Genomic DNA, 20,998 nt, shown 5'->3' with positions numbered 1-20,998 from the left:
CGATGAGCGTACCCGACGGCACTGACAGCGGGACTCATGCAGCAAGATCATCCGTCCATGTCTTGCACACGCCGCAGGCTGAGCCCCTGTGGGGCAGGGAGCGGTAGCCATTGCGTCACACACCGAGCACCAGTAAATTTTTAAGGCGGTCAGAACAAGAAATCTGCGTCTGAAGTTTCCCCCTGCGCCACCGATTCATCGGGAATGGCGACCCAATCCCCGGGCCCCAAAATGAATCCATGACCTTTCGCCACGGCTCGGTCATTGACCCACTTACCGCACAGCAGTAGAAGTCCTTTCTCTACAGCCTTCTCCTTGATTGCGCGAGCCCTGCGCATAGGATCTTGATTCCCCGCGCACACGGTAAGCATGACACTTCTCTCGATTACTATCTTGGGTAGATAGGTGAACAACCTGAGCAGCCTCACCTCTTGCCCCCGCCCGAGCTCGAAGACGTGATCTACCTGGCTCTCAGTAAGAAGAGTAAGAGGGTTTACGGGAAGCTGAGTCCAATCGTACAGAGGAACACCCCATTGATTGCGGGCGTCGACAGCGATGCCGCGCTTCCCGTCCTTATTTCCTTTACCTCGATAGAGCCACGACGTATGGGTTCGAATCAGCCAGCTTCGATGAACGTTGTCTTTCAGGCGCATCTGAGTACAGATACAGAGGTGGCAGTGCGCTTCTGTCGGGATCGCCCAATTGTCGCCCACCGTACTCTTCAAGTCGACTGGCACACTAGCGATCTCAACATCAAGTGGCTTAGCTTTATTCCATTTAAAAACGCGCTGCACTTCGTATTCAAGCTTCGCCCCCACGGACGCGCGCTCCCCTGGGTGGACATCCTTTGAAAGAAGGTCGTAGCGGCCAGTACGCGCGCCATCGAGGACGTAGTCAATTGATGAGCGGATGGCTTCTGTAAAGCCAGTGGCCAAGTCGTACTTCCCGAGCTCCCCAAGGACGAGTTGAAGCTCCCTGTCGTCGGAGGGGTCACGCAAAACCCTTCCTTCCGAACGGCAGTCCTCGCTCATGCACGCCGAGCCCAACGGCTGTAGCTTCAGTTTCCCCATGGCTGCCCCACCCTCACGACCTAGTTCGATGTCACTCGCAGCCTAGCCAGGGGGTCTGACAGTCCCCGGCCAGCAAGGCTGTGGAAGGCGTAGTTAGCCGTGGACCACACATGGACGAGCCGCTCACACCTGCTCAATTGCAGGTTGCTCATCAGGCCAGAGGCGTGGGTCAGCAGGGCCCTCCGGAGCCGATTCAGCACACGCGCTCGCCCATGGCTGCCGTCATCGCTACGTGCCACGATGTCGTGTCACGCGGGGAGGGAGCTTCCATGAGGTTTGACCAAAGTCTGGCGGACAAGCTCGACGCGACGATGCTCGCCCTGCTTCTACCGGAAGACGCAGTGAAGTCACTGGGCAGGTGGCTGACCGACCCGGAGAGAGGCTGGCGGTATCGGTACGGAAGCGGGGGTCACACCATTCCGTACTCGCCTTCCAGTTGGGTGGCTGTAGATCCTTGGCCCAATGCCCTAGCTGACCGGTCAACGGTTGCTTCAGCCTCCGTGAGTCGGGCCGATGTCGTGGCCACCGTCCGAGCCGCAGAGCAGCCACAGAGTTGGGCAGAGGCGTTCGTAGCCACCCAGGTGTGGGGTTACGGCATCAGGGGGTACGGCCCGTACCGTACAGGCCAGGTACTCGCCCAGCCAGGTGCTGCAGAAGCCTTAGCAGAAGCCGTATCGCTGCTCGCTGACGAAGGCGCGTTGGCGGCCTACGAGAGGTTGCAGGTGTTGGACGGTCTTGGGCCAGCCTTTCTTACCAAGTTCCTCTACTTTGCTGGTCAGGCATTGCCGCAGGTGCAGGGGCCGCGCCCACTGATCCTCGACAGCGTGCTTGCTGGGGTCCTCCGTCGGCATGCCACGAAGATCGGGGGCGTCGCTGGCTACGAGTGGGCTGCGACGATCGCCAATCGGATCTGGCGTAACCGCAACTGGACCCCCCACCGATATCACGTGTACCTCCAGTGGATGTACGCGTCCACCGAGCAACTGACAGCGGCATTAATCGACTGGCCCGTAGCGCCGGACGTCCTCGAACTGGCTCTCTTCAACGCCGCCTGGGCCCCCACATGACCGGACACCGGGGGGGTGTGACAGAGCAGGTCGTGCTCGATCGTGCTGTCGAAAGCCAGCTAGCGTAAGACCACTTCTGTCGTACGTTCGAACGCAAGAAAAGCAGGGAGGACTCGAACCATGTCCGAGGCTCCCTGCTGTACTGCGCATGGCTGCTAGCCAGAACCCACGGTGGCAAGTCGACCGGGCGTTCCCCTGAGGGTGCTACTCAGGCGTTGCCAGACGGCTCCCGCGGCTGGTCGCCACGCGCAGCACGTCCCGCAGAGCGCCAGCCAACTGCGCGGCGACGAGCTTCAGATTCTCCAGATCTTCGGTCTCGTCGTCGAGTACCTCAACTGTCTGCCCGAGCAGTTCGGCCGCCATCCCGAGTTGCACCGACTCGATATGGTCCGCCAGGCGGGACATGTAGCCCTCCCGGTCGTCGGTGTCCAGGTAGCACGGCTTGCCCTCTGGCCCAGCCCACGGGAGAAGCCTCAGTTCGTTCTGTGCAGTCATCCCTGCGTCTGCCTCTCGGTGGATCTCGCTACTGGATGTCGGCGCGCCGCCGGGTGCCCAGTCGCTCATTGCTTCGCCTCCGCTGGCCGGGCCTGGCCGGACGCCGAGTGGCACGGGCAGTGACACGCCTCGTAGATCAACGGCACGTCGACCGGTGCTGGGGCTGGAGAGGACTCCGCGCAAGCCTGGTGCGTGCCGATCCGGCAGGCGGGCGAGCGGTAGGGGGCGGCCGGGCTGAGGGTCTGCCGTCGAGAGGGCATCAGCAGCCCCCCAGAAGGGCCGACCGGGCCTCGGTCGGAAGGTGGGGAGTGACGATAAGTGTCGGGTGCTGTCGTGCACGCCTTTCCCAGGCCAGCACGTACGGGCGGACGAGCGCGGTTTCCTCGGCCGTGAGCGAGTAGCGGTGCCTCGCCCAGTCGGCGGCCCGCTCCAGGATGAGCGTCGGGTCGTCGGCGGGTGCAGAGAAGGTGGGCACGGCAGCCGGTCGGGAGGGCGTTAAGGGGCGGCGGTGCCTGCCCTTGGAGAAGTGCCGTGCCCTGGTGAGGGAGACGGCACGGCGGATACGGTTGAGCACGCTGAATCAGCTCCTATCGCTGATGGCTCGGTCCCCCGACATCGCCCGTCGTGGGGACCGGTTTGTCTACGACCGCCCGGAGAGTGCGGCCGTTCCGGCAGGTGGCGAGGAGCCCGAACCGATCGGCCTCGGCCAGCGCCGCCAGGACCTCCTTCCATGACTCGGCGGAGAGTGATTCCGGCACCTCCGCTTCGACCGACGTGAACCGGGCGTGCTCCTCCACGCGCGTGGGGAGCCCGACGGCGGACAGCCGGGCGGCGATGGCCGCCGCGCTAACTCCCGAAGCGGGCACAGGGCAGCCTCCGTCAACTGGCGATCACTTTCAGTGAAGCTAGTTAACTAGATTAGAGCTAGTGGACTAGATTTTCCATATGCCTGAGCAGCCGCCCTATCTCCGCGTCGCCGACGAACTCCGGCGGCGGATCGCGGAGCACGTATGGGAGCCGGGAGACCGCCTGCCGTCCCGCGCCCAGATCGGCCAGGAGTGCGGGGTGGGCGAGAACGTGGTCCGCCGGGCGCAGGAGCTGTTGATCTCCCAGGGTGTGCTGGAGGGCCGAGCCGGATCGGGCACCTACGTCGCCGAGCCCCGGCAGCGGGTGCGGGTCGTCCGGTCATCGGCGCGCGAGCAGCCTGAAGGGTCGCCGTTCCGCGCGGACATGAAGGCCGTCGGCAAGCACGGCGACTGGGAGAGCCGGACCGACGCCAAGGTGCCGGCCCCGGCGGACATCGCGGCGCGGTTGGGTATCACCGAGGGCGAGTTGTGCGTCCGGACGTCGTACGAGTTCCTGGCCGACGGCAGGCCGGTGCAGTTGTCGACGAGTTGGGAGCCGTACGACCTCACCGCGGGCACACTCGTCGTCCTCCCCGAGGGAGGGCCGCACGCCGGGGCGGGCGTTGTGAACCGCATGGCCGTCATCGGAATCACCGTCAGCCATGCCGTCGAGCAGCCGGAGCCGAGGCAGGCGACCGCCGAGGAGGCGTCGCTTCTCGGCGTCCAGAAGGCCGCGCTCGTCACGCACATCCGGCGGACGTACTACAGCGACCAGGGGCGGCCGGTGGAGACGGCGGACATCGTCGTACCCGTCGCTCGCTGCGAAATCGTGTACGAGATTCCGATCAATCGGTAGGTGTTCGGCCGTGCCCCTTCCGTGCCCGATCGGTCGGGGAATCATGGGGAACGGCGGCGCTTGGTGGGGAGCACGCATGGCGACGGCCCCCGACCGTCATTCCTGGTCAGGGGCCGTTCACTTGCGGAGGCTGAGGGATTTGAACCCTCGGTGACATCGCTGCCACGACGGTTTTCAAGACCGTTCCCTTAGGCCGCTCGGGCAAGCCTCCCCACGTCGCCCTCGGGTGACGTGGGGATCAGCCTAGCGCGTCAACTGTCACCCTTGCGCTTCCCCAGGGTGACATCGACCGTGGACTGCTTGCCGTCCCGCTTGTAGGTGAGGGTGACCTTGTCGCCGGGCTGGTGCGTCCAGATCTCGCTGATCAGGGTGGGGCCGCTGTCGATCACCGTGTCGTCGAGCTTGGTGATCACATCGCCGGACTTGAGGCCCGCCTTGTCGGCCGGGCCGCCGGGGACGACGGCGGGGGTGCCGCCGGCGCCGTTTGAGGCGATGGTGGCGCCCGCGCCGGTTTCCTTCATGTTCACCGTGGCCTCGATCACCGGGTAGACCGGCTGACCGGTTTTGATCAGCTGCTGGGCGACGTTCTTCGCCTGGTTGATCGGAATGGCGAAGCCGAGGCCGATGCTGCCGGACTGCTGCGACTCACCGAGGCCGTTGCCGCTACCGGCCGACTGGATGGCGGAGTTGATGCCGATAACGCCGCCGTTGGCGTTCAGCAGGGGGCCGCCGGAGTTGCCCGGGTTGATGGAGGCGTCCGTCTGGAGGGCCGACATGTAGGAGGAGTTGCCTCCGCCGCCGTCGCTGGAGGCGACCGGGCGGTTCTTGGCGCTCACGATGCCGGTGGTGACGGTGCCGGAGAGGCCGAAGGGGGCGCCGATGGCGACGGTGGCGTCACCCACGGCGACCTTGTCGGAGTCGCCGAGGGGCAGCGGGTTCAGCTTGGCGTCCGAGGCGTTCTTCAGCTTGAGCACGGCGACGTCGTAGCCCTGGGCGCGGCCGATGACCTGGGCCGCATACCGCTTGCCGTTGGAGAAGGTGGCGGTGAGCTTGCCCTGTTCGGCGGCGGAGGCGACCACGTGGTTGTTGGTGAGGATGTGGCCCTGCTTGTCGTAGACGAAGCCGGTGCCGGTGCCGCCCTCGCCGTTGCTGCCCTTGGCCTCGATGGTGACCACGCTGGGCAGGGTCTTGCCCGCGATGTTCGACACCGAGCCCGGCGCGCGGCTCTCGGACTTCGGATTGCCGAAGGCGGAGACGGTGGTGGTGTCGCTGTCGTCGTGGTCGGCGGCCAGATAGCCGATGCCCCCGCCGATACCGCCCGCGACCAGCACGGCGGCCAGTGCGGCGGCGATCAGACCGCGCGGCTTGCGCTCGGGTGCCCCGGACGGCGGCACCGGAGCGGTCCCCCACGGCCCGCCCGGTCCGCCGCCCGAGCCGCCCTGCGGCTGTCCGCCGCCGGCGGTCCACCACGAGGCGGACTGCCCCGCGGTGGTGTCGCCACCCGGGCCGGAGCCCGGAGCATGGGGAGCCGCGCCATCGGGCTCGGTGCCCTCGCCGGCATCACCGGAGCCCGTACCGCCGGAGCCGGACGCGGCCGGTGGCTGGGCCGGGGGCGCGGCTATCGGTGCGTCCTGGGGGGCCGGAGCCGCGCCCGCGGTGGGCTCGAAGTCCGGCGCGGGAGGCACCGCGGGGTTCTGTTGCGGCGCCGGAGGAGCCTGGTGCGGTCCGGCCGCAGGCGGTACGGCAGCGCCCTCGTTCTCGGTGCTCACAGCTGTCTCCTCAGGTGCACGACAGTTTTTCCATGACGGCCCACGCGTACGCATTACCGTCGTCAGCTTTTCCCACGGCGCGTCAGACGGCCGTAAGGAGCGGTGGCCCGGTGGACTACCACCCTTTATCCCGGACAAATCGCCCTGCCGCCATTCCGGGCAAGGATCGACGGGGCCACGTCCACCGGCTCACACCGGGCGGTGGCACCATAACGCGGTGACCTATGCGCGCCCTGCCCGGGACATCCGCCCCGGTCCGCACACCATGTCCGTCGTCGCCCACCGCGGGTCCTCCGAGGACGCACCGGAGCACACCCTGGCCGCGTACCGCCGAGCGATCGAGGACGGCGCCGACGCCCTGGAATGCGATGTCCGGCTGACCGCCGACGGCCATCTGGTCTGCGTGCACGACCGCCGCGTCAACCGCACCTCCAACGGCCGCGGCGCGGTCTCCGCGCTCGAGCTCTCCGATCTCGCGGCGCTGGACTTCGGCTCCTGGAAGGGCCAGGCCACCGACAAGGAGGCACCGGACCGGGACCACCGCGACTCCACCTCGGTGCTCACCCTGGACCGGCTGCTGGCGCTGGTCCGGGACGCCGGGCGCCCGATCGAACTGGCGATCGAAACCAAACATCCCACCCGGTGGGCCGGTCAGGTCGAGGAGCGGCTGCTCACCCTGCTGCGCCGGTACGGCCTGGACGCACCGCCGCCCGAGGGCCCCTCGCCCGTGCGGGTGATGAGCTTCTCCGCGCGTTCGCTGCACCGGGTGCGGGCCGCGGCCCCCGCCCTGCCCACCGTCTTCCTGATGCAGTTCATGCTGCCGCGTCACCGGGACGGGCAACTGCCGCCGGGGGTGCGGATCGCGGGGCCGAGCATCCGGATCGTACGGAACCACCCGGGCTACGTGGAGCGCGTGCGGCGCATGGGGCACCGCGTGCACGTCTGGACCGTCGATCAGCCGGAGGATGTGAACTTGTGCGTCGAGCTCGGGGTCGACGCGGTGATCACCAATCGCCCCAAACAAGTTCTGTCCCAACTCGGTCGTACATAGTGGGCATGACAAGGCGTGCACCGGCGCGTTCGGTACGCCTTCGATCGTGACGAGTGCGTCACACCATGCCACTTGGCCTGTTTCCGCTCCAGCCCGTTGGGGCATCCATCCCGTGGCGTGCGGCTAAGGAGGTCTCGGGGGTGGCGTTGGTGGTGGCACGGCAGGTGCCGACGTCGTCGACCATGGCCGTACCCCATGGTCCTGCGGGTGTCCGCGCGGCAAGACAGTGGATGCGTGGCGATTTGAGCAGGACTGGGGTATCGGAATCGGTCATAGACGACGCTGTATTGATCCTTTCGGAATTGCTCAGCAACGCATGGCGTCATGGCCGCCCATGGCGCTCCGACCATGGTGACGACACGGTCCGGGCGGCCTGGAGCGTGGACAAGGGCGAGCGGCTGACCGTCGAGGTTACGGATGGCGGCGGATCCACAAGACCTCTTCCGGCCAAACCCTCTGTCACCGCGCGCGGTGGCCGTGGGCTCAACATCATCCGATCGCTGGCCGACGACTGGGGCGTCCGGGACGGCGTCGGCGAAGTCACGGTATGGGCGCTTCTTCCGGCCGACGACGGTTTTATGAAACGGGTCGCGCTCCCGGCCGACCTGGACCCGCAGCTGACCACGGGGCCGGCGAACGGCCTCGGCCCCGAGCTCACTCCGGACATCGCGCCGGACATCGCGCCGGACATCGCGCCGGACATCGACAGGGCCGAGCTCGAGCGAGCCGCCGACGCGGCCCTCGCTCCACGGGCGGACCTCGTTCCGCGGTCGGCCGCCCCGGGGGCGCCGGAAGCCGACATGGACATCGATCCCGATTTCGACCGCGAGCTGGGCTTCGCCGATCTGGACGAGCTCGCGTAACCGACGCGGCCCATCGCGCCGACGAGGTTCGGCCAAAGGGCTAGGTGTCTTGCCCTGTGAGGTTGGGGACGCGGCTGGCGGGTGGTTGGCCCTTCAGCGCGGTGTGTCCGCGGTGGTGATTGTAGGTGTGCAGCCAGCCGGGGAAGGCTTCGCGTCGCTCGGTCTCTGATCGGTAGGGGCGGGCGTAGGCCCATTCGTCGAGCAGGGTGCGGTTGAGGCGTTCGACCTTGCCATTGGTCTGGGGGCGGTAAGGCCGGGTTCGCTTGTGGGTGATCCCAGCCGCCGCGAGGGCTTCGCGCCAGTCGCGTGAGCGGTAGCAGGCGCCGTTGTCGGTCAGAACCCGCTCGACGGTGATCCCGCACGAGGTGAAGAATGCCTGGGCCCGGGTCCAGAAGGCCGTCGCGGTCTCCTTCTTCTCGTTGCCGAGGATCTCGCTGTAGGCCAGGCGGGAGTGGTCGTCGACGGCGGTGTGGATGTAGCTGTAGCCGGCGTTCTTGCGGGTCTTGCGCCCCGCTTGGCGGCCCAGCATCTTGTGGCCGCCACCGTCGGGGATGTTGCCGAGCTTCTTGATGTCCACGTGGATCAGTTCGCCCGGCCGGTCGCGTTCGTAGCGGCGTATGACGTGTCCGGTGGCCCGGTCCAGGTGTGTGAGCCGGGCCAGCCGGTAGCGGGTCAGCACGCGGTGCACGGTCGAAGGCACCAGGCCCAGCAGGTGGGCGATGCGGGCCGGGCCCCACCGGCGCTGGAGGCGGACCTTGATGATCCGGCGTTCGGTGCGGGTCGGGGTACGTCGTGGGCTCGTGTGTGGCCGGGAGGACCGGTCGGTCATACCTGTCTCGCCGAGCAGACAGTAGCGGTCCGCCCATCGCTGGGCTGTGGTCGGTGAGACCTGGAAACGTTCGGCGGCACGGCGCAGGGTCCAGCCGTCCTCGACCACACAGCGGGCGAGGCGAAGACGGCCGGTCTCAGTCAGGGGTGCATTACGGTGGGGCAAGAGGGCCTTCTCGGTGCTCGGTGGAGATGTCGCAATCCACACCGAAGCCGGAAGGCCCTCACTCGTTCAAGACCACCAAGCCGTGCCGTCCATCACCAACCTCTGTGGACAGAACAGCTAGGCTCGCGCCCGTACGAGCAAGCCTGCCGCACGATCGGGAGACAGCCACGCCATGGCCAAGAAGCGCCGCCCCCAGACGAAGGCCGCAGCCCCCCGGGCCACGACGGGCGACATCCCGGTGGTGGGCGCGCGCGAGCCCTGCCCCTGTGGCTCGGGCCGTCGTTACAAAGCCTGTCACGGCAGGGAAGCCGCCCACGCCGTCACCGAACTGGTGCAGCGCCCCTTCGAAGGGCTCCCCGGCGAATGCGACTGGGTGGCCCTGCGCGAGCTGGTGCCCGCCGCCACCGTCGAACTGAGCCTGGCCGAGGGGCTGCCCGAGGGCGTGCCGTCGGTCACCCTCGCGACCGTGCTGCCCATGGCCTGGCCGGCGCTGCGCCGCGACAGCGGCGCGGTGCTGATCGGCCTCCAGAACGACACCCCCTCCGGTGACATCAGCCGCGACCTCGCCGACACCCTGCGCCGCGCGCTGACCGCCGAACCCGGCACTCCGGTCTCCGCCGAGCGGGCGCCCGGCGGCGGTCCGCGGCTTCAGGATCTGCTCGACCCGAAGGGCACTTTCACGCCGACCCTGCACGAGGGTTTCGAGTTCTGGCTCGAGGACGCCGCGAACGCGAGCGGGGAGGTCGCCGCGTCCCTGGAGCGGGCCAACGCCGCCGCCATCCCGACCGCCCGGCTGTCGGGCGTGGACGCCGCCTACTGGTGCCAGACCCCGGAGAAGAACCACCTGCGCTGGGTGATGTCGCACCCGGAGGAGAAGCTGCTGGACGCGCTCGCCCGGCTGCACGCCGCCGGCGCCTCCTCGCTCGGCGAGAACACCCGGCTGGTGGGCTCGTTCCGGGCCCACGGACTCACCGTCCCGGTATGGGACCTGCCCACCGGGATGCGCGCCGAGGACACCGAGAAGCCCGCCCAGGAGCTGGCCGAGCGGCTCGGTGAGGCACTCGCCTCCGACGCCCCGCTGACACCCGAGCAGCGGCGTGCCCGCGGTGGTCTCACCAACCGTCAGGTGACGCTGAGCTGACCGTCACAGCCGGGCGGTAACACCCCCGCCCGGCACACGTGACCCTGCTCACAACTCACCGTTACGGCCTGGAAGTACGCGTCCGGAAATCCGCGATCGAATTTGCTAACCGCCGATCTCTTGTTACGGTTCTAAAAGCCCGGTCGCTGGTGCATCCCCCGTCGCCAGCGACCGGGCGCTTCCATGTCCGGAGCCGGACGCGATCGCGGACAGCCGGCGGACATGACGCGCGGCGGCGCGGACCCAGGTCGGCCGGTGCTGCCCGACGGGCGATCAACACGCTACGGCGCCACGGGAGTTGCCCTCGCGGCGCAGTCGGCCTCCAGGGCCCACGGAGCCCCGTCCCCGCCCCTCGGGCGCACCAGGACGCCAGGACACGAGAACACGAGGACACAACGGCGACGCGGTGGAGCAACCGCCCCACCGCGTTGTCCTTCTGTGAATGTGCGGTTGTGCAGGGATGCGCACAGCCGCATCAGCGAACGTCCGCCGGCGGGGCGGCCGTCCTGCCGAGGGCCCGGCCTCAGTAGGCCAGTCGGCTGCCCCCGTCGGGCGCGCTGCTGCTCGCCTCCACCAGGGCGTCCACCACCGCGGACACCTCGGGCAGCCAGGGCCGCCCGCCACGCCGCAGCGGCGCGCGCTCCCAGCGCACCCGCCCCGGGCCGGTCTGGGACGGCGGCAGCGCCAGATAGCCGCCCTCGCCGTGGAACCGCAGCGAGCTGGGCACCCAGTCCTGGCGGTTCAGCAATTCGCCGAGCTCTTCGAGGGAGTACGGAGCCACCAGCAGCGACCAGCGGGTGGGCGTGGCGACCACCGGACCGAGCCGCACCCCCGCCCGGTCGAAGTCGGCCAGCGCCCGTGCCCCGGAGACAGCGGGCAGGCTCACCGCGCAGGGGCCGCGGCCCCCGGTGGCCAGCAGCAGGGGAGCGGTGGGGCGGTTGGTCCACCACCAGCGCACCATGCGCGGGTCGGTGGTGGCGGCAAGGAGCACGGGGTCGAACGGGTGGCCGCCCGGCACCACGCAGTCCGGGTCGGGACAGCCGCACACCCGTGTCCGTCCACCACCGGGCTGGAGGCCGATGCCCGGCAGTACGGGCCACTGCCACTCGGTGGCGCAGGTGAGCGCCGCGCGGAGCAGCGGCGAGCGTGCGCCACGCCGCAGCGAGAACTTGCGTCGCCTTCCGAGGATCTCGCGCATGAGCGCTCGTTCCTTTCCGTTAACGCCGAGGGCTGTATCCGTCGCACTTCGCACTACATGGCACTACGTGGCGCTGTACGGCATCGTTCGGCCCGTCACAGCACGTGGATCACAAGTCACTGCGCGTACAAGGCAGCGCATCACGCCGCAGGCCGAGCGTGGAACGTGGCGAGGGGTGGCGCGCGCATGGCGCTTGCCGTCCTGGTGGTGCGTTTCCTCGCCACTCGGGGATGGGCGCGGCCGTTGTCGTCTATGACGCCTGGACCGGCCGCGGGGTTCCGGGGCGAAACGAACTGCCCCCGTCCCTTCCCGATGTGTACCCGCCGCGGTGGAGACGACGCGCTGTCGATTGACGTCAGTCGACCCTAAATTGACAGCCTAACGACTTTTTTTCAGCCAAGTTCAATTCCCCCCAGACACCAACAAGACCACCGGGACAATGCTGGACATCGCCTCTTCGGTGCGTGTACATCTGGAGACAGTAGCGGCACAGTAGCGGCGCAGCACGACAGGGGGTTTGCGATGCTATTGAGCGAGCCGGACGCGGCGGGCGAAAGCAGCGGCCCATGAACTTCCCCCACCTGCCGAAAGTGGCTGGAATCGATTCTTCCCTCCCGGCGCCCACGCAAACTGCCGACCCCATTGCGCCGCCTGCCGCCGTTCCGGACCCCGGTCCGGTTGTTCAGGACCGCCTCGCCGGCTGGGTGTCGGACCTCACCACCCTCCATGAGCTGACCGAGCGGCTGGCCCGCACCGACACGCTCGACGACGCGCTGCACGAACTGCTGCGCGCGGGTGCCGCCCTGGTGGGTGCCCAGCGCGGTCTGGTGGCTCTCGAACCGGCCGACGGGCTCGGCCCGGTGACCACCATCGGCCTCGGTCTCGGCCACGCCGACCTCGGCCAGATCGAGACCATCCCGCGCGGTTCCGCCTCCGCCGGCCATCTGCTCGACGGGCTGCCCGAGCCGGACGGTGAGCGGAGCGCCGCTGTCACCCATCCCGACATCGCGAGCGAGGCCGATCTCGACCCCCGCCACCGTGAAGTGGCGGCCCGCCTCGGCTTCGCCGCCAGCTACGCCGTACCGCTGGACACCTTCCCCGGGCCCGACGACCCCGGCGCCGTCACGCCGCCGGGCGGGGTGCTGCCCTCCCCCGCACCCGAGGCGGGCACCGTCACCGGTGCGGTCGCCACCGCGGCCCCGGGCGCTCCGGGTGACCCCGTGGTGAGCGCGTCCGGTCCCGTCCATCACCGCCTGGCCCGTGCCGCCGAGGGCGTACCGGGGATCGCGGCCGCCGTGGGCGCCGCCCGCCCGGCCGGACGGCTCGGCGCCGCCGCCTGGCTCTACGACGAACCCGCCGAACCCGGGGAGCGGCAGCGTCATCTGGTGGGCCTGTACTGCCGTTACGCCGCCGCCCACCTCGTCCGTCTCATCGAGCTCGGCCGGGCCCGCGCCGCCGTGGCGACCGTCCAGGAGGAGCTGCTGCCCACCCGGCTGCCCCGGGTCCCCGGCGTCCGGCTCGCCGTCCGCCACCACCCCGGTCCGTACGGCGGCGGGGACTGGTACGACGCGCTGCCGCTGCCCGACGGCGCGCTCGGGCTCTCGGTCGGCGGGGTGACCGGCACCGGGCCGAGCGCCGTGGTCGCGATGGGGCAGCTGCGGGCCTCCCTGCGCGCATACGCGGTGATGGAGGGCGAGGATCCGGTCGCCGTCCTCTCCGATCTCGAACTGCTGCTGCGCCTCACCGAACCCGCCCGCTCCGCGACCGCCCTGTTCGCGTACTGCGAGCCCGGTCCGCGCCGGGTGGTGCTGGCCGGGGCCGGACACTGCCCGCCGCTGATCACCGGTGAGCGGCGCACCGAGTTCGTGGAGACCACGCTGTCCGCGCCGCTGGGGATGCTCTCCTGCTGGGAGGCTCCGAGTGTGGAGCTGGAACCCGCCTGTGGAGAAACGCTCCTCTTCTACAGCGACGGGCTGCTGCACCGCACCGGAGAGCCCATGGACCGCGCCTTCGCCCGGCTCCAGGCGGCCGCCGCGAGCGCGCACAAGGCGGTCCGCGGCGACCCGGAGGCACTGCTGGACCATGTGCTGCGCACGATGCTGCCCGGGGGTGTGGACGCCGGGGACGGCACGGAGGACGTGGTCCTGCTCGCCGCCCGCTTCGACTGAGCCGCCCGCTGCTGCGCCCCCGCGTCGGCTGAGCCCTCCGCCGCGGCCGGGCCGCCGACCCCCGACCGCGTACCGGGTGATGCCGGTGGCACCGGCGCGACGTGGCGTTCTCCGCCCTCCCGGCCGTCGGGTCCCCCCACCTACCATGGGAGAGGTCCAGTTCGAGGAGGATGTCGTGACCGAGGAGCACACTCCTGAAGCCCTGGAGACCCCAGAGGCCGAGGAGCAGCCCATCAAGCAGCGGAAGAACGGCCTTTACCCGGGCGTCTCCGATGAGCTCACCGCGAACATGAAGTCCGGATGGGCGGACACCGAGCTGCACGACCTGGAGCCCATCGAGCAGGCTCCGCACACCGCCCGCCGCCGTGCCGCGCTCTCCGCGCGCTTCCCCGGCGAGCGCCTGGTCATCCCCGCGGGCAACCTCCGCACCCGGTCCAATGACACGGAGTTCCGGTTCCGTGCCGCCACCGAGTACACCTACCTCACCGGCGACCAGACCGAGGACGGCGTCCTGGTCCTGGAGCCGGACGCGGGCGGCGAGGGCCACACCGCGACGCTGTATCTGCTGCCCCGCTCCAACCGGGAGAACGGCGAGTTCTGGCTGGACGGCCAGGGTGAGCTGTGGGTCGGCCGGCGCAACAGCCTCACCGAGGCCGAGCGGCTGTTCGGTGTGCCGGTGAAGGACGTGCGCACGGTCGCCGACGAGCTGAAGGCCGCCACCGGCCCGGTCCGTATCGTGCGCGGCCATGACGCCGGTCTCGAGGCCGCGCTGACCGACAAGGTCACCGGTGAGCGCGACGAGGAGCTGCGCGTCTTCCTCAGCGAGCAGCGGCTGATCAAGGACGAGTTCGAGATCGGCCAGCTCCAGGCGGCCGTGGACTCGACGGTCCGCGGCTTCGAGGACGTCGTCAAGGTGCTGGACAAGGCCGAGGCCACGTCCGAGCGCTACATCGAGGGAACGTTCTTCCTCAGGGCCCGGGTCGAGGGCAACGACGTCGGCTACGGCTCCATCTGCGCCGCCGGGCCGCACGCCACCACCCTCCACTGGGTGCGCAACGACGGCCAGGTCCGCTCCGGCGATCTGCTGCTGCTGGACGCGGGCGTGGAGACCCACACCCTCTACACCGCCGATGTCACCCGCACCCTGCCCATCAACGGCACCTTCAGCCCGCTCCAGCGCACGATCTACGACGCGGTGTACGAGGCGCAGGAGGCGGGCATCGCCGCGGTCAAGCCGGGCGCCAAGTACCGCGACTTCCACGACGCCGCCCAGCGTGTGCTGGCCACCAAGCTGGTCGAATGGGGCCTGGTCGAGGGCCCGGTCGAGCGGGTGCTCGAGCTGGGTCTCCAGCGCCGCTGGACCCTCCACGGCACCGGCCACATGCTCGGCATGGATGTGCACGACTGCGCCGTGGCCCGCACCGAGACCTATGTCGACGGCACCCTGGAGCCCGGGATGTGCCTCACGGTCGAGCCGGGGCTGTACTTCCAGGCCGACGACCTGACCGTGCCCGAGGAGTACCGCGGCATCGGCATCCGGATCGAGGACGACATCCTGGTGACGGAGGACGGCAACCGCAATTTGTCGGCCGCGCTGCCGCGCCGGGCCGATGACGTCGAGGCGTGGATGGCCCGCCTCACCGGCTGACCTCACGGCTCCGCGACGCGTATCGCAAGGCCCCAGCGGGGGAGCGGCACCGCCGCTCCCCCGTTTCGCTGCCGTCAGCCCCGGCCGGGCACCTTGTGGGTGGTCACCGCGATCCGGTTCCAGGCGTTGATGGTGAAGATCAGCGCGATGAGCTGGGCGAGCTCGGCCTCCCCGAAGTGGCGGGCGGCCCGCTCGTAGACCTCGTCCGGGACACCGCCCGGCAGCAGGGTGACCGCCTCGGTGAGCGCGAGGGCGGCCTGCTCCTTCTCGGTGTAGAACCCGGCCTCGCCCGCCTCCTCCCAGACCCCCACCAGGTTGATCCGCTCAAGTGCCTCGCCCGCCTTATGGGCGTCGGTGGTGTGCATATGGAGGCAGTAGGCGCAGTGGTTCAGCTGCGAGGAGCGGATCTGCACCAGCTCCACCAGGGCCGGGTCCAGGCCCTCCCGCGCGGCGGCGTCCAGACCGATGAGGGCCTTGAACGCCTTGGGGGCCGCCTTGGCGAAGTCGACCCGTGCGGGACGGGTTCCGGTCGCCGTGGTCGCTGCTGTTGTCGCCGTCGTCGTTGCTGTCATACCGATGAATCTAAGCCTCGATGCGACAGGCTGTAGGGTGCATTTCCATGGCAGAATCGCGGGTCAATTCGGCGGAGATCCTCGGCAGTGACCTCCATCTGGAGCTGACCCGCGCGGGCAGCCGCCGCACCGCGCTGATGGGCGCGCTGCGCGAGGCGATCCGCGACGGACGGCTCGCCCCCGGCACCCGGCTGCCGCCCTACCGCTCCCTCGCCGCCGATCTCGGCATCGCCCGCAACACGGTCGCCGACGCCTACGCCGAGCTGGTCGCCGAGGGCTGGCTCACCGCCCGCCAGGGCTCCGGGACCCGGGTGGCCGCCCGTACCGCACCGCCCCCGCCCCGGCGCACCGGAGGCCGGGAACGCGGCGGACCTCGTGCCGCGACGGCACCGGGCACCCGCAGACGCCGGGCAGCGCCCGCCCCGCGCCCCACCCACAATCTGCTCCAGGGGCAGCCGGACGCCTCCGCCTTCCCCCGCACCGCCTGGCTCGCCTCCGCCCGCCGCGCCCTGACCGCCGCCCCCAACGAGGCGTTCGGCCCCGGCGATCCGCACGGCCGCCCCGAGCTGCGCCGTGCCCTCGCCGGCTACCTCGCACGGGCCCGCGGGGTGCGCACCGACCCGGACCGGATCGTGGTCTGCTCGGGCTTCGCCCATGCCCTGCGGCTGCTCAGCGGCACCAAGGTGCTGCGCCCGGCGCTGGCCGTCGAGTCGTACGGGCTGGCCTTCCACCGCTCGCTGCTGTCCGCCGCCGGGGTGCATACGGTCCCGCTGGCGCTGGACGCGCACGGCGCCCGCACCGAGGAGCTGGCCTCCCACCCGGGGCTTCGGCCGGTACGGGCGGCCCTGCTCACCCCCGCCCACCAGTTCCCGACCGGCGGTCCGCTGCACCCCGAGCGCCGCGCCGCGGCCGTCGATTGGGCGTGCACCAGCGGGGGACTGGTCCTGGAGGACGACTACGACGGGGAGTTCCGCTACGACCGCCAGCCGGTCGGCGCCGTCCAGGGGCTCGACCCGGACCGGGTGCTCTATCTGGGCTCGGTCAGCAAGAGCCTCTCCCCGGCGCTGCGCCTGGGCTGGATGGTCCTCCCGGACCATCTCGTCGATGTCCTGCTGGCCACCAAGGGTGAGCGGGAGGGCTGGGCGAGCGCGCTCGATCAGCTGACGCTCGCGGATTTCATCGAGTCCGGCGGTTACGACCGCCATGTGCGCCGGATGCGTCTGCGCTACCGGCGCCGTCGGGACGCGCTAGTGGCCACGCTCGCCGAGCGCGCCCCGCACATCCGGGTCTCCGGCATCGCCGCCGGGCTGCACGCGGTGCTCGAACTCCCGCCCGGCACCGAGCAGTCCGCCGTCCAAGCCGCCTCCTGGCAGGGGCTGGCCCTCGACGGCCTGGCCGGCTACCGGCACCCGGACGCGACCACACCCAAGCTGGAAGGGCTGGTCGTGGGCTACGCCACCCCGCCCGAGCACGCCTTCCCGGCGGCCCTGGACGCCCTGTGCCGGGCCCTGCCGCCCGAGCAGCCGCCCCCGAAGACCGGCTGAGCGACGGCCCACGCCATGGCGCGCCCGGTCAGGACGCCTTGAGCAGGGAGTCCTCGCGCCACTTGAGGATCTTGTCGAAGCTCACCACCACCCCGCCGCGGCCCGGCCGGTCGCGATAGCGGACGTGGTCGGTGAGGGCCTCGATGAGAAACAGCCCCCGCCCGTGCTCCGCCTGCGCGGGAGCCGGGCCGTGCGGATGCTGGGGTCTGCGCGGAGTGGCGGGCCGCCGCTCACTGCGGGTGCGCGAGCCGCGACGGACGGTGCCGCGCTGAGTGAATCCGGGCCCCGAGTCGGTGACCTCGATACGGCAGGTGTCGCCGTCGATGAAGGCCGTGACCCGGTAGTCCCCGCCGGTGCCGTCGGCTCCCCCGTGCTCCACCGCGTTCGCACATGCCTCGGAGAGGGCGACCGACAGGTCGTAGGAGATCTCCGGGTCCACCCCGGCCGTCTCCATCGTGCCGAGGAGTAGTCGTCGTGCGAGGGGAACGCTCGCCGCCTCGCGGGGCAAATGGAGTGACCACCAGATGCTCATGCTCCAGCCTCCCGGCCGCGGCTCGACATACCGTTACGTATTGCCTGGGTCCATGGTCCGTAAGCGTGCGATTGACGTGACTCCGCTCATTCGGCGGACGCGCACGGCAGGCGCACCGGTGTATGGACCTGTCCCGGTGTGCGCCGGTACGCCCACCCGCCGTAGGTAACGCATTTGCCCAGTGGGATGATGGCGCGGCCATGGCTTCCTCTGTCGCCCGTGCGGGCGCCGATCTGCGCATGCTGCGGGCCGCGGTGTTCACCGCGGTCTGCGTTGTGCTGTCCGCGGCCGGGCATGTGTTCGCCTCCTGCGCACCCGTGCCGCTGTGGACGGTGGGCGTGGGCGCGGCGGCGCTGTTCTCGGTGGCGGTGCCGCTGGCCGGGCGGGAGCGGTCGCTGCCCGGGATCGCCGGGGTGCTGGCCGTGGGCCAGCTGGTCCTGCACACCGTGTTCGGACTCGGCCAGCAGCAGGCGGCCGCCGCCCTGCGGGGCGACGGACACGAGGGCCGGGTGATCGGCCTGGCCGCTCAGCTGCTGTGCGCCCCCGTGCCCGGCCGGATGGACGCCGCCACCGCGCACCGGATCGTGGAGCGCGCGGGCATCGACCCGGACTCGGTGCGCGACGTGCACGCCGCGCACACCATGCACTCCGCGCCCCTGGGCGCCGTACCGGGCGCCGAGCACGGCCCCGGTCTTGACAGCCTGCTGCCGTCGCTGCCCATGGTGCTGGGCCATCTGCTGGCCGCCGTCGCCATGGGCTGGCTGCTGCGCCGCGGCGAGGTGGCCGTGTGGCGGGCGGTGCGGCTCTCGGTCGACGGAGTGCGCGAGGTGGCCGAGGTGACGCTCGTCCGGAGTCTGCGCGCCGCGCTGCGGCTGGTGCGGACCCTGCTGACCGGGCTGGCCGGACTGGCCGGGCTGTCCTCGGCCCCGCTCCGGCGGCCGCGTACGGCCGAGCGCGACGAGGGCGCCGTCACCGCCCTCGTACTCCAGCACAGCGTGATCAGACGGGGTCCGCCGCGCCACGACCTCGCGGCCTGACCGAAGCGACGCTCCTCCAGCAGGTCCGGAGGGCGGCCGCGGCCTCGCCGCATGCGCGCCACCCACTGATCATCCGTATCCGGATCCCTGGAGTACTCCCATGAACGCCATGCGTCTTCCTCGTCTGCCGGTTCTCGGTGCCCTCACCGCGGGCGGCCTGGTGCTGCTCGCCGCGGGCCCCGCCTTCGCGCACGTCAGCGTGCAGCCCGGGGAGGCCGAGAAGGGCGGCTACAGCACCGTCAGCTTCAAGGTGCCCAACGAGCGCGACGACTCCTCGACCACCAAGCTCGAGGTCACCCTCCCCACCGATCACCCACTCGCCTCGGTCATGCCACAGCCAGTGCCGGGCTGGAAGGTGAAGGTCACCAAGACCAAGCTGGCCAAGCCGATCGAGATGCACGGCGAGAAGATCACCGAGGCGGTCAGCAAGGTCACCTGGACCGGCGGAAAGATCGAGCCGGGCCAGTTCCAGCAGTTCCCCCTCTCCGTCGGCCAGCTTCCCGAGGACGCCGACCAGCTGGTCTTCAAGGCGCTCCAGACGTACGACGACAAGGACGTCGTGCGCTGGATCGAGGAGCCCAAGGAGGGTGAGGCCGAGCCGGAGAACCCGGCGCCGGTCCTCAAGCTGGTCGCCCCGGCCGAGGGCTCGGACGGGCACGGCGGCGCTGCCTCCGATCACAAGGACGACGACAAGGGCGAGGACAGCGAGAAGACCGCCGCTGACTCCGACGGCGACAGCAGTGACACCACCGCCCGGGTGCTGGGCATCGCGGGCATCGTCATCGGCGCCGCCGGGGTCGCCTTCGGTGTTCTCGCGAGCCGCCGCCGCTCCGCCTGACCCACCAAGGTCCACGGCGTGACCGCGCGTCCTGACCCGACCGCGCGGTCCGCCGGGGCGGCGGGCCCCTCCGGCCCGCCGCCCGGACATCACCTGCACAGCACCGATCCACACCTCTCACGGGAGAACAGCTCCATGCGCACCACCATCCTGGGCACCGCTGTTGTCGCCGCCGCGGCTCTCACCCTGACCGCCTGCGGCGGTTCCGACAGCGACGGCGACAAGGGGAAAGCGACCGCCGCCGAGGTCAAGGGCGGCCAGCAGTCGGGGAAGGCGATCTCGCTCGACAAGGGCAAGGAGAAGCCCAAGCCGGACCTGGTCCTGACCGACACCGACGGCAAGAAGTACGACCTGATCAAGGAGACCAAGGGCCGTCCCACCCTGCTCTTCTTCGGCTACACCCACTGCCCCGATGTCTGCCCGCTGTCCATGAGCAACCTCGGCATCGCCGAGAAGAAGCTGTCCAAGGCCGAGCGGGAGAAGCTCCGCGTCGTCTTCGTGTCCACCGACCCGAAGCGCGACACCCCCAAGCGGATCCGCACCTGGCTCAACGCCCAGGGCGGCAAGGACTTCGTCGGTCTCACCGGCGACTTCGACACGGTCCAGGCCGCCGCCCGGACGCTGGGCATCTACGTCGAGAAGCCGAAGAAGGAGAAGGACGGCAGCATCACCGTCGGCCACGGCGCCGAGGTGATCGGCTACGCGCCCCAGGACAACAAGGCGCACTGGATCTACACCACCGACACCACCGCCGAGCAGTACACCAAGGACCTGCCGAAGATCGTCAAGGGTCAGAACCCGTGACCGGCGGCGCCTCTGTCCGCAGGGCGGTCGCCACGGCGCTCGCCCTCGGTCTGTCCGCGGCGATCGCCGCCTGCGGACCCGGTGACGGGGACGGCGGCGGGAGCGGCGCGGAAGGAAAGGAGGGCGGCGGCCGTCCGAAGCTGTCCGTCAGCGGCGCCTATCTCCCCCGGCCGTCGATGGACGACATGGCCACGGGCTTCTTCACCGTACGGAACACCGGCGACGGCGCGGACAAGCTGACCTCCGTCACCACCCCGCTCGCCTCCGACGTCACGCTGCACCACACCGCGGACAACCGGATGAAGCAGGTGAGTTCGCTGGACGTCCCGGTGAACGGGCGGCTGGAACTGGCCAGCGGCGGAGATCATCTGATGCTGACAAAGCTGACCCACCGGCCCAAGGTCGGTGAGAAGGTCGAGTTCACCCTGCATTTCGCGAACTCCGACCCCATCGAGATCAAAGTCCCGGTCGAGCCGACGACGTACCGCCCCAAGGACTGACGCCCG

Annotated in this window: 20 protein-coding genes, 1 tRNA gene and 1 pseudogene; 12 read left to right on the top strand and 10 right to left on the bottom strand. The window is 70.1% G+C overall.

All coding sequences use genetic code 11. From position 1 onward, the window contains the following. Window positions 1-149: 149 nt before the first annotated feature. Window positions 150-1,070 (bottom strand): NaeI family type II restriction endonuclease, encoded by a 921-nt coding sequence (locus tag AC4BEG_RS17360; protein WP_490706772.1) that lies wholly within the window; start codon window positions 1,068-1,070, stop codon window positions 150-152. Window positions 1,071-1,339: 269 nt separating this feature from the next. Here AC4BEG_RS17360 and AC4BEG_RS17355 point away from each other — a divergent pair, with 269 nt between their 5' ends. Then, entirely contained in the window at window positions 1,340-2,137 is a 798-nt protein-coding gene (locus AC4BEG_RS17355; protein ID WP_490706771.1) for an 8-oxoguanine DNA glycosylase OGG fold protein, read from the top strand. 204 nt (window positions 2,138-2,341) lie between these two features. On the opposite strand, the gene AC4BEG_RS17350 is transcribed toward AC4BEG_RS17355, so the two are convergent. The 3 genes from AC4BEG_RS17350 to AC4BEG_RS17340 all read right to left on the bottom strand — a co-directional run bounded on the left by AC4BEG_RS17350 (window position 2,342) and on the right by AC4BEG_RS17340 (window position 3,498). Further along, window positions 2,342-2,632, bottom strand: a complete 291-nt coding sequence (locus AC4BEG_RS17350; RefSeq protein ID WP_490707107.1) for a hypothetical protein — start codon at window positions 2,630-2,632, stop codon at window positions 2,342-2,344. A 259-nt stretch (window positions 2,633-2,891) separates the two neighbouring features. Further along, window positions 2,892-3,206 carry a hypothetical protein gene (locus AC4BEG_RS17345; RefSeq protein WP_490706770.1) on the bottom strand — a complete coding sequence of 105 codons (315 nt, stop codon included), beginning with the start codon at window positions 3,204-3,206 and terminating at the stop codon, window positions 2,892-2,894. Window positions 3,207-3,219: 13 nt separating this feature from the next. Beyond that, the gene (locus AC4BEG_RS17340; RefSeq protein ID WP_490706769.1) at window positions 3,220-3,498 is read right to left on the bottom strand and encodes a hypothetical protein; all 279 of its coding nucleotides are present in this window, start codon (window positions 3,496-3,498) and stop codon (window positions 3,220-3,222) included. Between the two features lie 79 nt (window positions 3,499-3,577). Here AC4BEG_RS17340 and AC4BEG_RS17335 point away from each other — a divergent pair, with 79 nt between their 5' ends. Continuing rightward, window positions 3,578-4,333 (top strand): GntR family transcriptional regulator, encoded by a 756-nt coding sequence (locus AC4BEG_RS17335; RefSeq protein ID WP_490706768.1) that lies wholly within the window; start codon window positions 3,578-3,580, stop codon window positions 4,331-4,333. Between the two features lie 124 nt (window positions 4,334-4,457). Here AC4BEG_RS17335 and AC4BEG_RS17330 read toward each other — a convergent pair. Then, window positions 4,458-4,544 (bottom strand) — tRNA-Ser (locus AC4BEG_RS17330). A gap of 40 nt (window positions 4,545-4,584) precedes the next feature. Beyond that, complete coding sequence (locus AC4BEG_RS17325; protein WP_490706767.1) at window positions 4,585-6,102, bottom strand: S1C family serine protease; 1,518 nt, start codon at window positions 6,100-6,102, stop codon at window positions 4,585-4,587. A 265-nt stretch (window positions 6,103-6,367) separates the two neighbouring features. On the opposite strand from AC4BEG_RS17325, the gene AC4BEG_RS17320 reads away from it, so the two are divergent. Both AC4BEG_RS17320 and AC4BEG_RS17315 read left to right on the top strand, forming a co-directional pair. Then, on the top strand, window positions 6,368-7,153 hold the full coding sequence (locus AC4BEG_RS17320; RefSeq protein WP_490707106.1) for a glycerophosphodiester phosphodiesterase: 786 nt from the start codon (window positions 6,368-6,370) through the stop codon (window positions 7,151-7,153). A 53-nt stretch (window positions 7,154-7,206) separates the two neighbouring features. After that, window positions 7,207-7,755 (top strand): annotated as a pseudogene (locus AC4BEG_RS17315) (ATP-binding protein); the annotation flags it as partial. A gap of 301 nt (window positions 7,756-8,056) precedes the next feature. Here the strand turns inward: AC4BEG_RS17315 and AC4BEG_RS17310 are convergent. Beyond that, window positions 8,057-9,010: an IS481 family transposase gene (locus AC4BEG_RS17310; RefSeq protein ID WP_490704309.1), complete on the bottom strand. Its 954-nt coding sequence runs from the start codon at window positions 9,008-9,010 to the stop codon at window positions 8,057-8,059. A gap of 172 nt (window positions 9,011-9,182) precedes the next feature. Here AC4BEG_RS17310 and AC4BEG_RS17305 point away from each other — a divergent pair, with 172 nt between their 5' ends. Next, on the top strand, window positions 9,183-10,151 hold the full coding sequence (locus AC4BEG_RS17305; protein ID WP_490706766.1) for a DUF5926 family protein: 969 nt from the start codon (window positions 9,183-9,185) through the stop codon (window positions 10,149-10,151). Window positions 10,152-10,674: 523 nt separating this feature from the next. Here the strand turns inward: AC4BEG_RS17305 and AC4BEG_RS17300 are convergent. Beyond that, window positions 10,675-11,349 carry a bifunctional DNA primase/polymerase gene (locus AC4BEG_RS17300; protein ID WP_490706765.1) on the bottom strand — a complete coding sequence of 225 codons (675 nt, stop codon included), beginning with the start codon at window positions 11,347-11,349 and terminating at the stop codon, window positions 10,675-10,677. 566 nt (window positions 11,350-11,915) lie between these two features. Here AC4BEG_RS17300 and AC4BEG_RS17295 point away from each other — a divergent pair. Beyond that, on the top strand, window positions 11,916-13,517 hold the full coding sequence (locus AC4BEG_RS17295; protein WP_490706764.1) for a GAF domain-containing SpoIIE family protein phosphatase: 1,602 nt from the start codon (window positions 11,916-11,918) through the stop codon (window positions 13,515-13,517). 145 nt (window positions 13,518-13,662) lie between these two features. Further along, entirely contained in the window at window positions 13,663-15,165 is a 1,503-nt protein-coding gene (locus tag AC4BEG_RS17290) for an aminopeptidase P family protein (RefSeq protein WP_490706763.1), read from the top strand. Between the two features lie 74 nt (window positions 15,166-15,239). Here AC4BEG_RS17290 and AC4BEG_RS17285 read toward each other — a convergent pair whose 3' ends face one another. Continuing rightward, window positions 15,240-15,737, bottom strand: a complete 498-nt coding sequence (locus AC4BEG_RS17285) for a carboxymuconolactone decarboxylase family protein (RefSeq protein WP_490706762.1) — start codon at window positions 15,735-15,737, stop codon at window positions 15,240-15,242. Between the two features lie 47 nt (window positions 15,738-15,784). Between AC4BEG_RS17285 and pdxR the strand changes: the two genes are divergently transcribed. Next, window positions 15,785-17,281, top strand: a complete 1,497-nt coding sequence (pdxR, locus tag AC4BEG_RS17280) for a MocR-like pyridoxine biosynthesis transcription factor PdxR (RefSeq protein ID WP_490706761.1) — start codon at window positions 15,785-15,787, stop codon at window positions 17,279-17,281. Window positions 17,282-17,309: 28 nt separating this feature from the next. Here the strand turns inward: pdxR and AC4BEG_RS17275 are convergent, their stop codons facing one another. After that, window positions 17,310-17,813, bottom strand: coding sequence for an ATP-binding protein (locus AC4BEG_RS17275; RefSeq protein WP_490706760.1), 504 nt, complete (start codon window positions 17,811-17,813; stop codon window positions 17,310-17,312). A 200-nt stretch (window positions 17,814-18,013) separates the two neighbouring features. Between AC4BEG_RS17275 and AC4BEG_RS17270 the strand changes: the two genes are divergently transcribed. From AC4BEG_RS17270 to AC4BEG_RS17255, 4 genes are all read left to right on the top strand, one after another. Continuing rightward, window positions 18,014-18,850, top strand: coding sequence for a hypothetical protein (locus tag AC4BEG_RS17270; RefSeq protein WP_490706759.1), 837 nt, complete (start codon window positions 18,014-18,016; stop codon window positions 18,848-18,850). Between the two features lie 109 nt (window positions 18,851-18,959). Beyond that, a complete protein-coding gene (locus AC4BEG_RS17265; RefSeq protein WP_490706758.1) occupies window positions 18,960-19,688 on the top strand; it encodes a YcnI family copper-binding membrane protein in 729 nt (242 codons plus the stop codon). A 135-nt stretch (window positions 19,689-19,823) separates the two neighbouring features. Continuing rightward, window positions 19,824-20,492 (top strand): SCO family protein, encoded by a 669-nt coding sequence (locus AC4BEG_RS17260; RefSeq protein WP_490707105.1) that lies wholly within the window; start codon window positions 19,824-19,826, stop codon window positions 20,490-20,492. Next, window positions 20,489-20,992 carry a copper chaperone PCu(A)C gene (locus AC4BEG_RS17255; RefSeq protein ID WP_490706757.1) on the top strand — a complete coding sequence of 168 codons (504 nt, stop codon included), beginning with the start codon at window positions 20,489-20,491 and terminating at the stop codon, window positions 20,990-20,992. The genes AC4BEG_RS17260 and AC4BEG_RS17255 overlap by 4 nt, the downstream gene beginning before the upstream one ends. The last annotated feature ends 6 nt before the right edge of the window (window positions 20,993-20,998 follow it).

The sequence above is a fragment of the Streptomyces sp. JLBJ103 genome (genome assembly GCF_058215575.1).
Note: the sequence above shows the minus strand (reverse complement) of the source record. Positions and strands in the feature narration are given on the sequence as shown.

What these genes read in the sequence shown, in the direction of transcription:
- AC4BEG_RS17360 (WP_490706772.1), bottom strand. Translation starts at nt 1,070, where the DNA reads ATGGGGAAACTGAAGCTACAGCCGTTGGGCTCGGCGTGCATGAGCGAG.
- AC4BEG_RS17355 (WP_490706771.1), top strand. Translation starts at nt 1,340, where the DNA reads ATGAGGTTTGACCAAAGTCTGGCGGACAAGCTCGACGCGACGATGCTC.
- AC4BEG_RS17350 (WP_490707107.1), bottom strand. Translation starts at nt 2,632, where the DNA reads ATGACTGCACAGAACGAACTGAGGCTTCTCCCGTGGGCTGGGCCAGAG.
- AC4BEG_RS17335 (WP_490706768.1), top strand. Translation starts at nt 3,578, where the DNA reads ATGCCTGAGCAGCCGCCCTATCTCCGCGTCGCCGACGAACTCCGGCGG.
- AC4BEG_RS17320 (WP_490707106.1), top strand. Translation starts at nt 6,368, where the DNA reads ATGTCCGTCGTCGCCCACCGCGGGTCCTCCGAGGACGCACCGGAGCAC.
- AC4BEG_RS17305 (WP_490706766.1), top strand. Translation starts at nt 9,183, where the DNA reads ATGGCCAAGAAGCGCCGCCCCCAGACGAAGGCCGCAGCCCCCCGGGCC.
- AC4BEG_RS17300 (WP_490706765.1), bottom strand. Translation starts at nt 11,349, where the DNA reads ATGCGCGAGATCCTCGGAAGGCGACGCAAGTTCTCGCTGCGGCGTGGC.
- AC4BEG_RS17295 (WP_490706764.1), top strand. Translation starts at nt 11,916, where the DNA reads ATGAACTTCCCCCACCTGCCGAAAGTGGCTGGAATCGATTCTTCCCTC.
- AC4BEG_RS17290 (WP_490706763.1), top strand. Translation starts at nt 13,663, where the DNA reads ATGGGAGAGGTCCAGTTCGAGGAGGATGTCGTGACCGAGGAGCACACT.
- AC4BEG_RS17285 (WP_490706762.1), bottom strand. Translation starts at nt 15,737, where the DNA reads ATGACAGCAACGACGACGGCGACAACAGCAGCGACCACGGCGACCGGA.
- pdxR (WP_490706761.1), top strand. Translation starts at nt 15,785, where the DNA reads ATGGCAGAATCGCGGGTCAATTCGGCGGAGATCCTCGGCAGTGACCTC.
- AC4BEG_RS17275 (WP_490706760.1), bottom strand. Translation starts at nt 17,813, where the DNA reads ATGAGCATCTGGTGGTCACTCCATTTGCCCCGCGAGGCGGCGAGCGTT.
- AC4BEG_RS17270 (WP_490706759.1), top strand. Translation starts at nt 18,014, where the DNA reads ATGGCTTCCTCTGTCGCCCGTGCGGGCGCCGATCTGCGCATGCTGCGG.
- AC4BEG_RS17265 (WP_490706758.1), top strand. Translation starts at nt 18,960, where the DNA reads ATGCGTCTTCCTCGTCTGCCGGTTCTCGGTGCCCTCACCGCGGGCGGC.
- AC4BEG_RS17260 (WP_490707105.1), top strand. Translation starts at nt 19,824, where the DNA reads ATGCGCACCACCATCCTGGGCACCGCTGTTGTCGCCGCCGCGGCTCTC.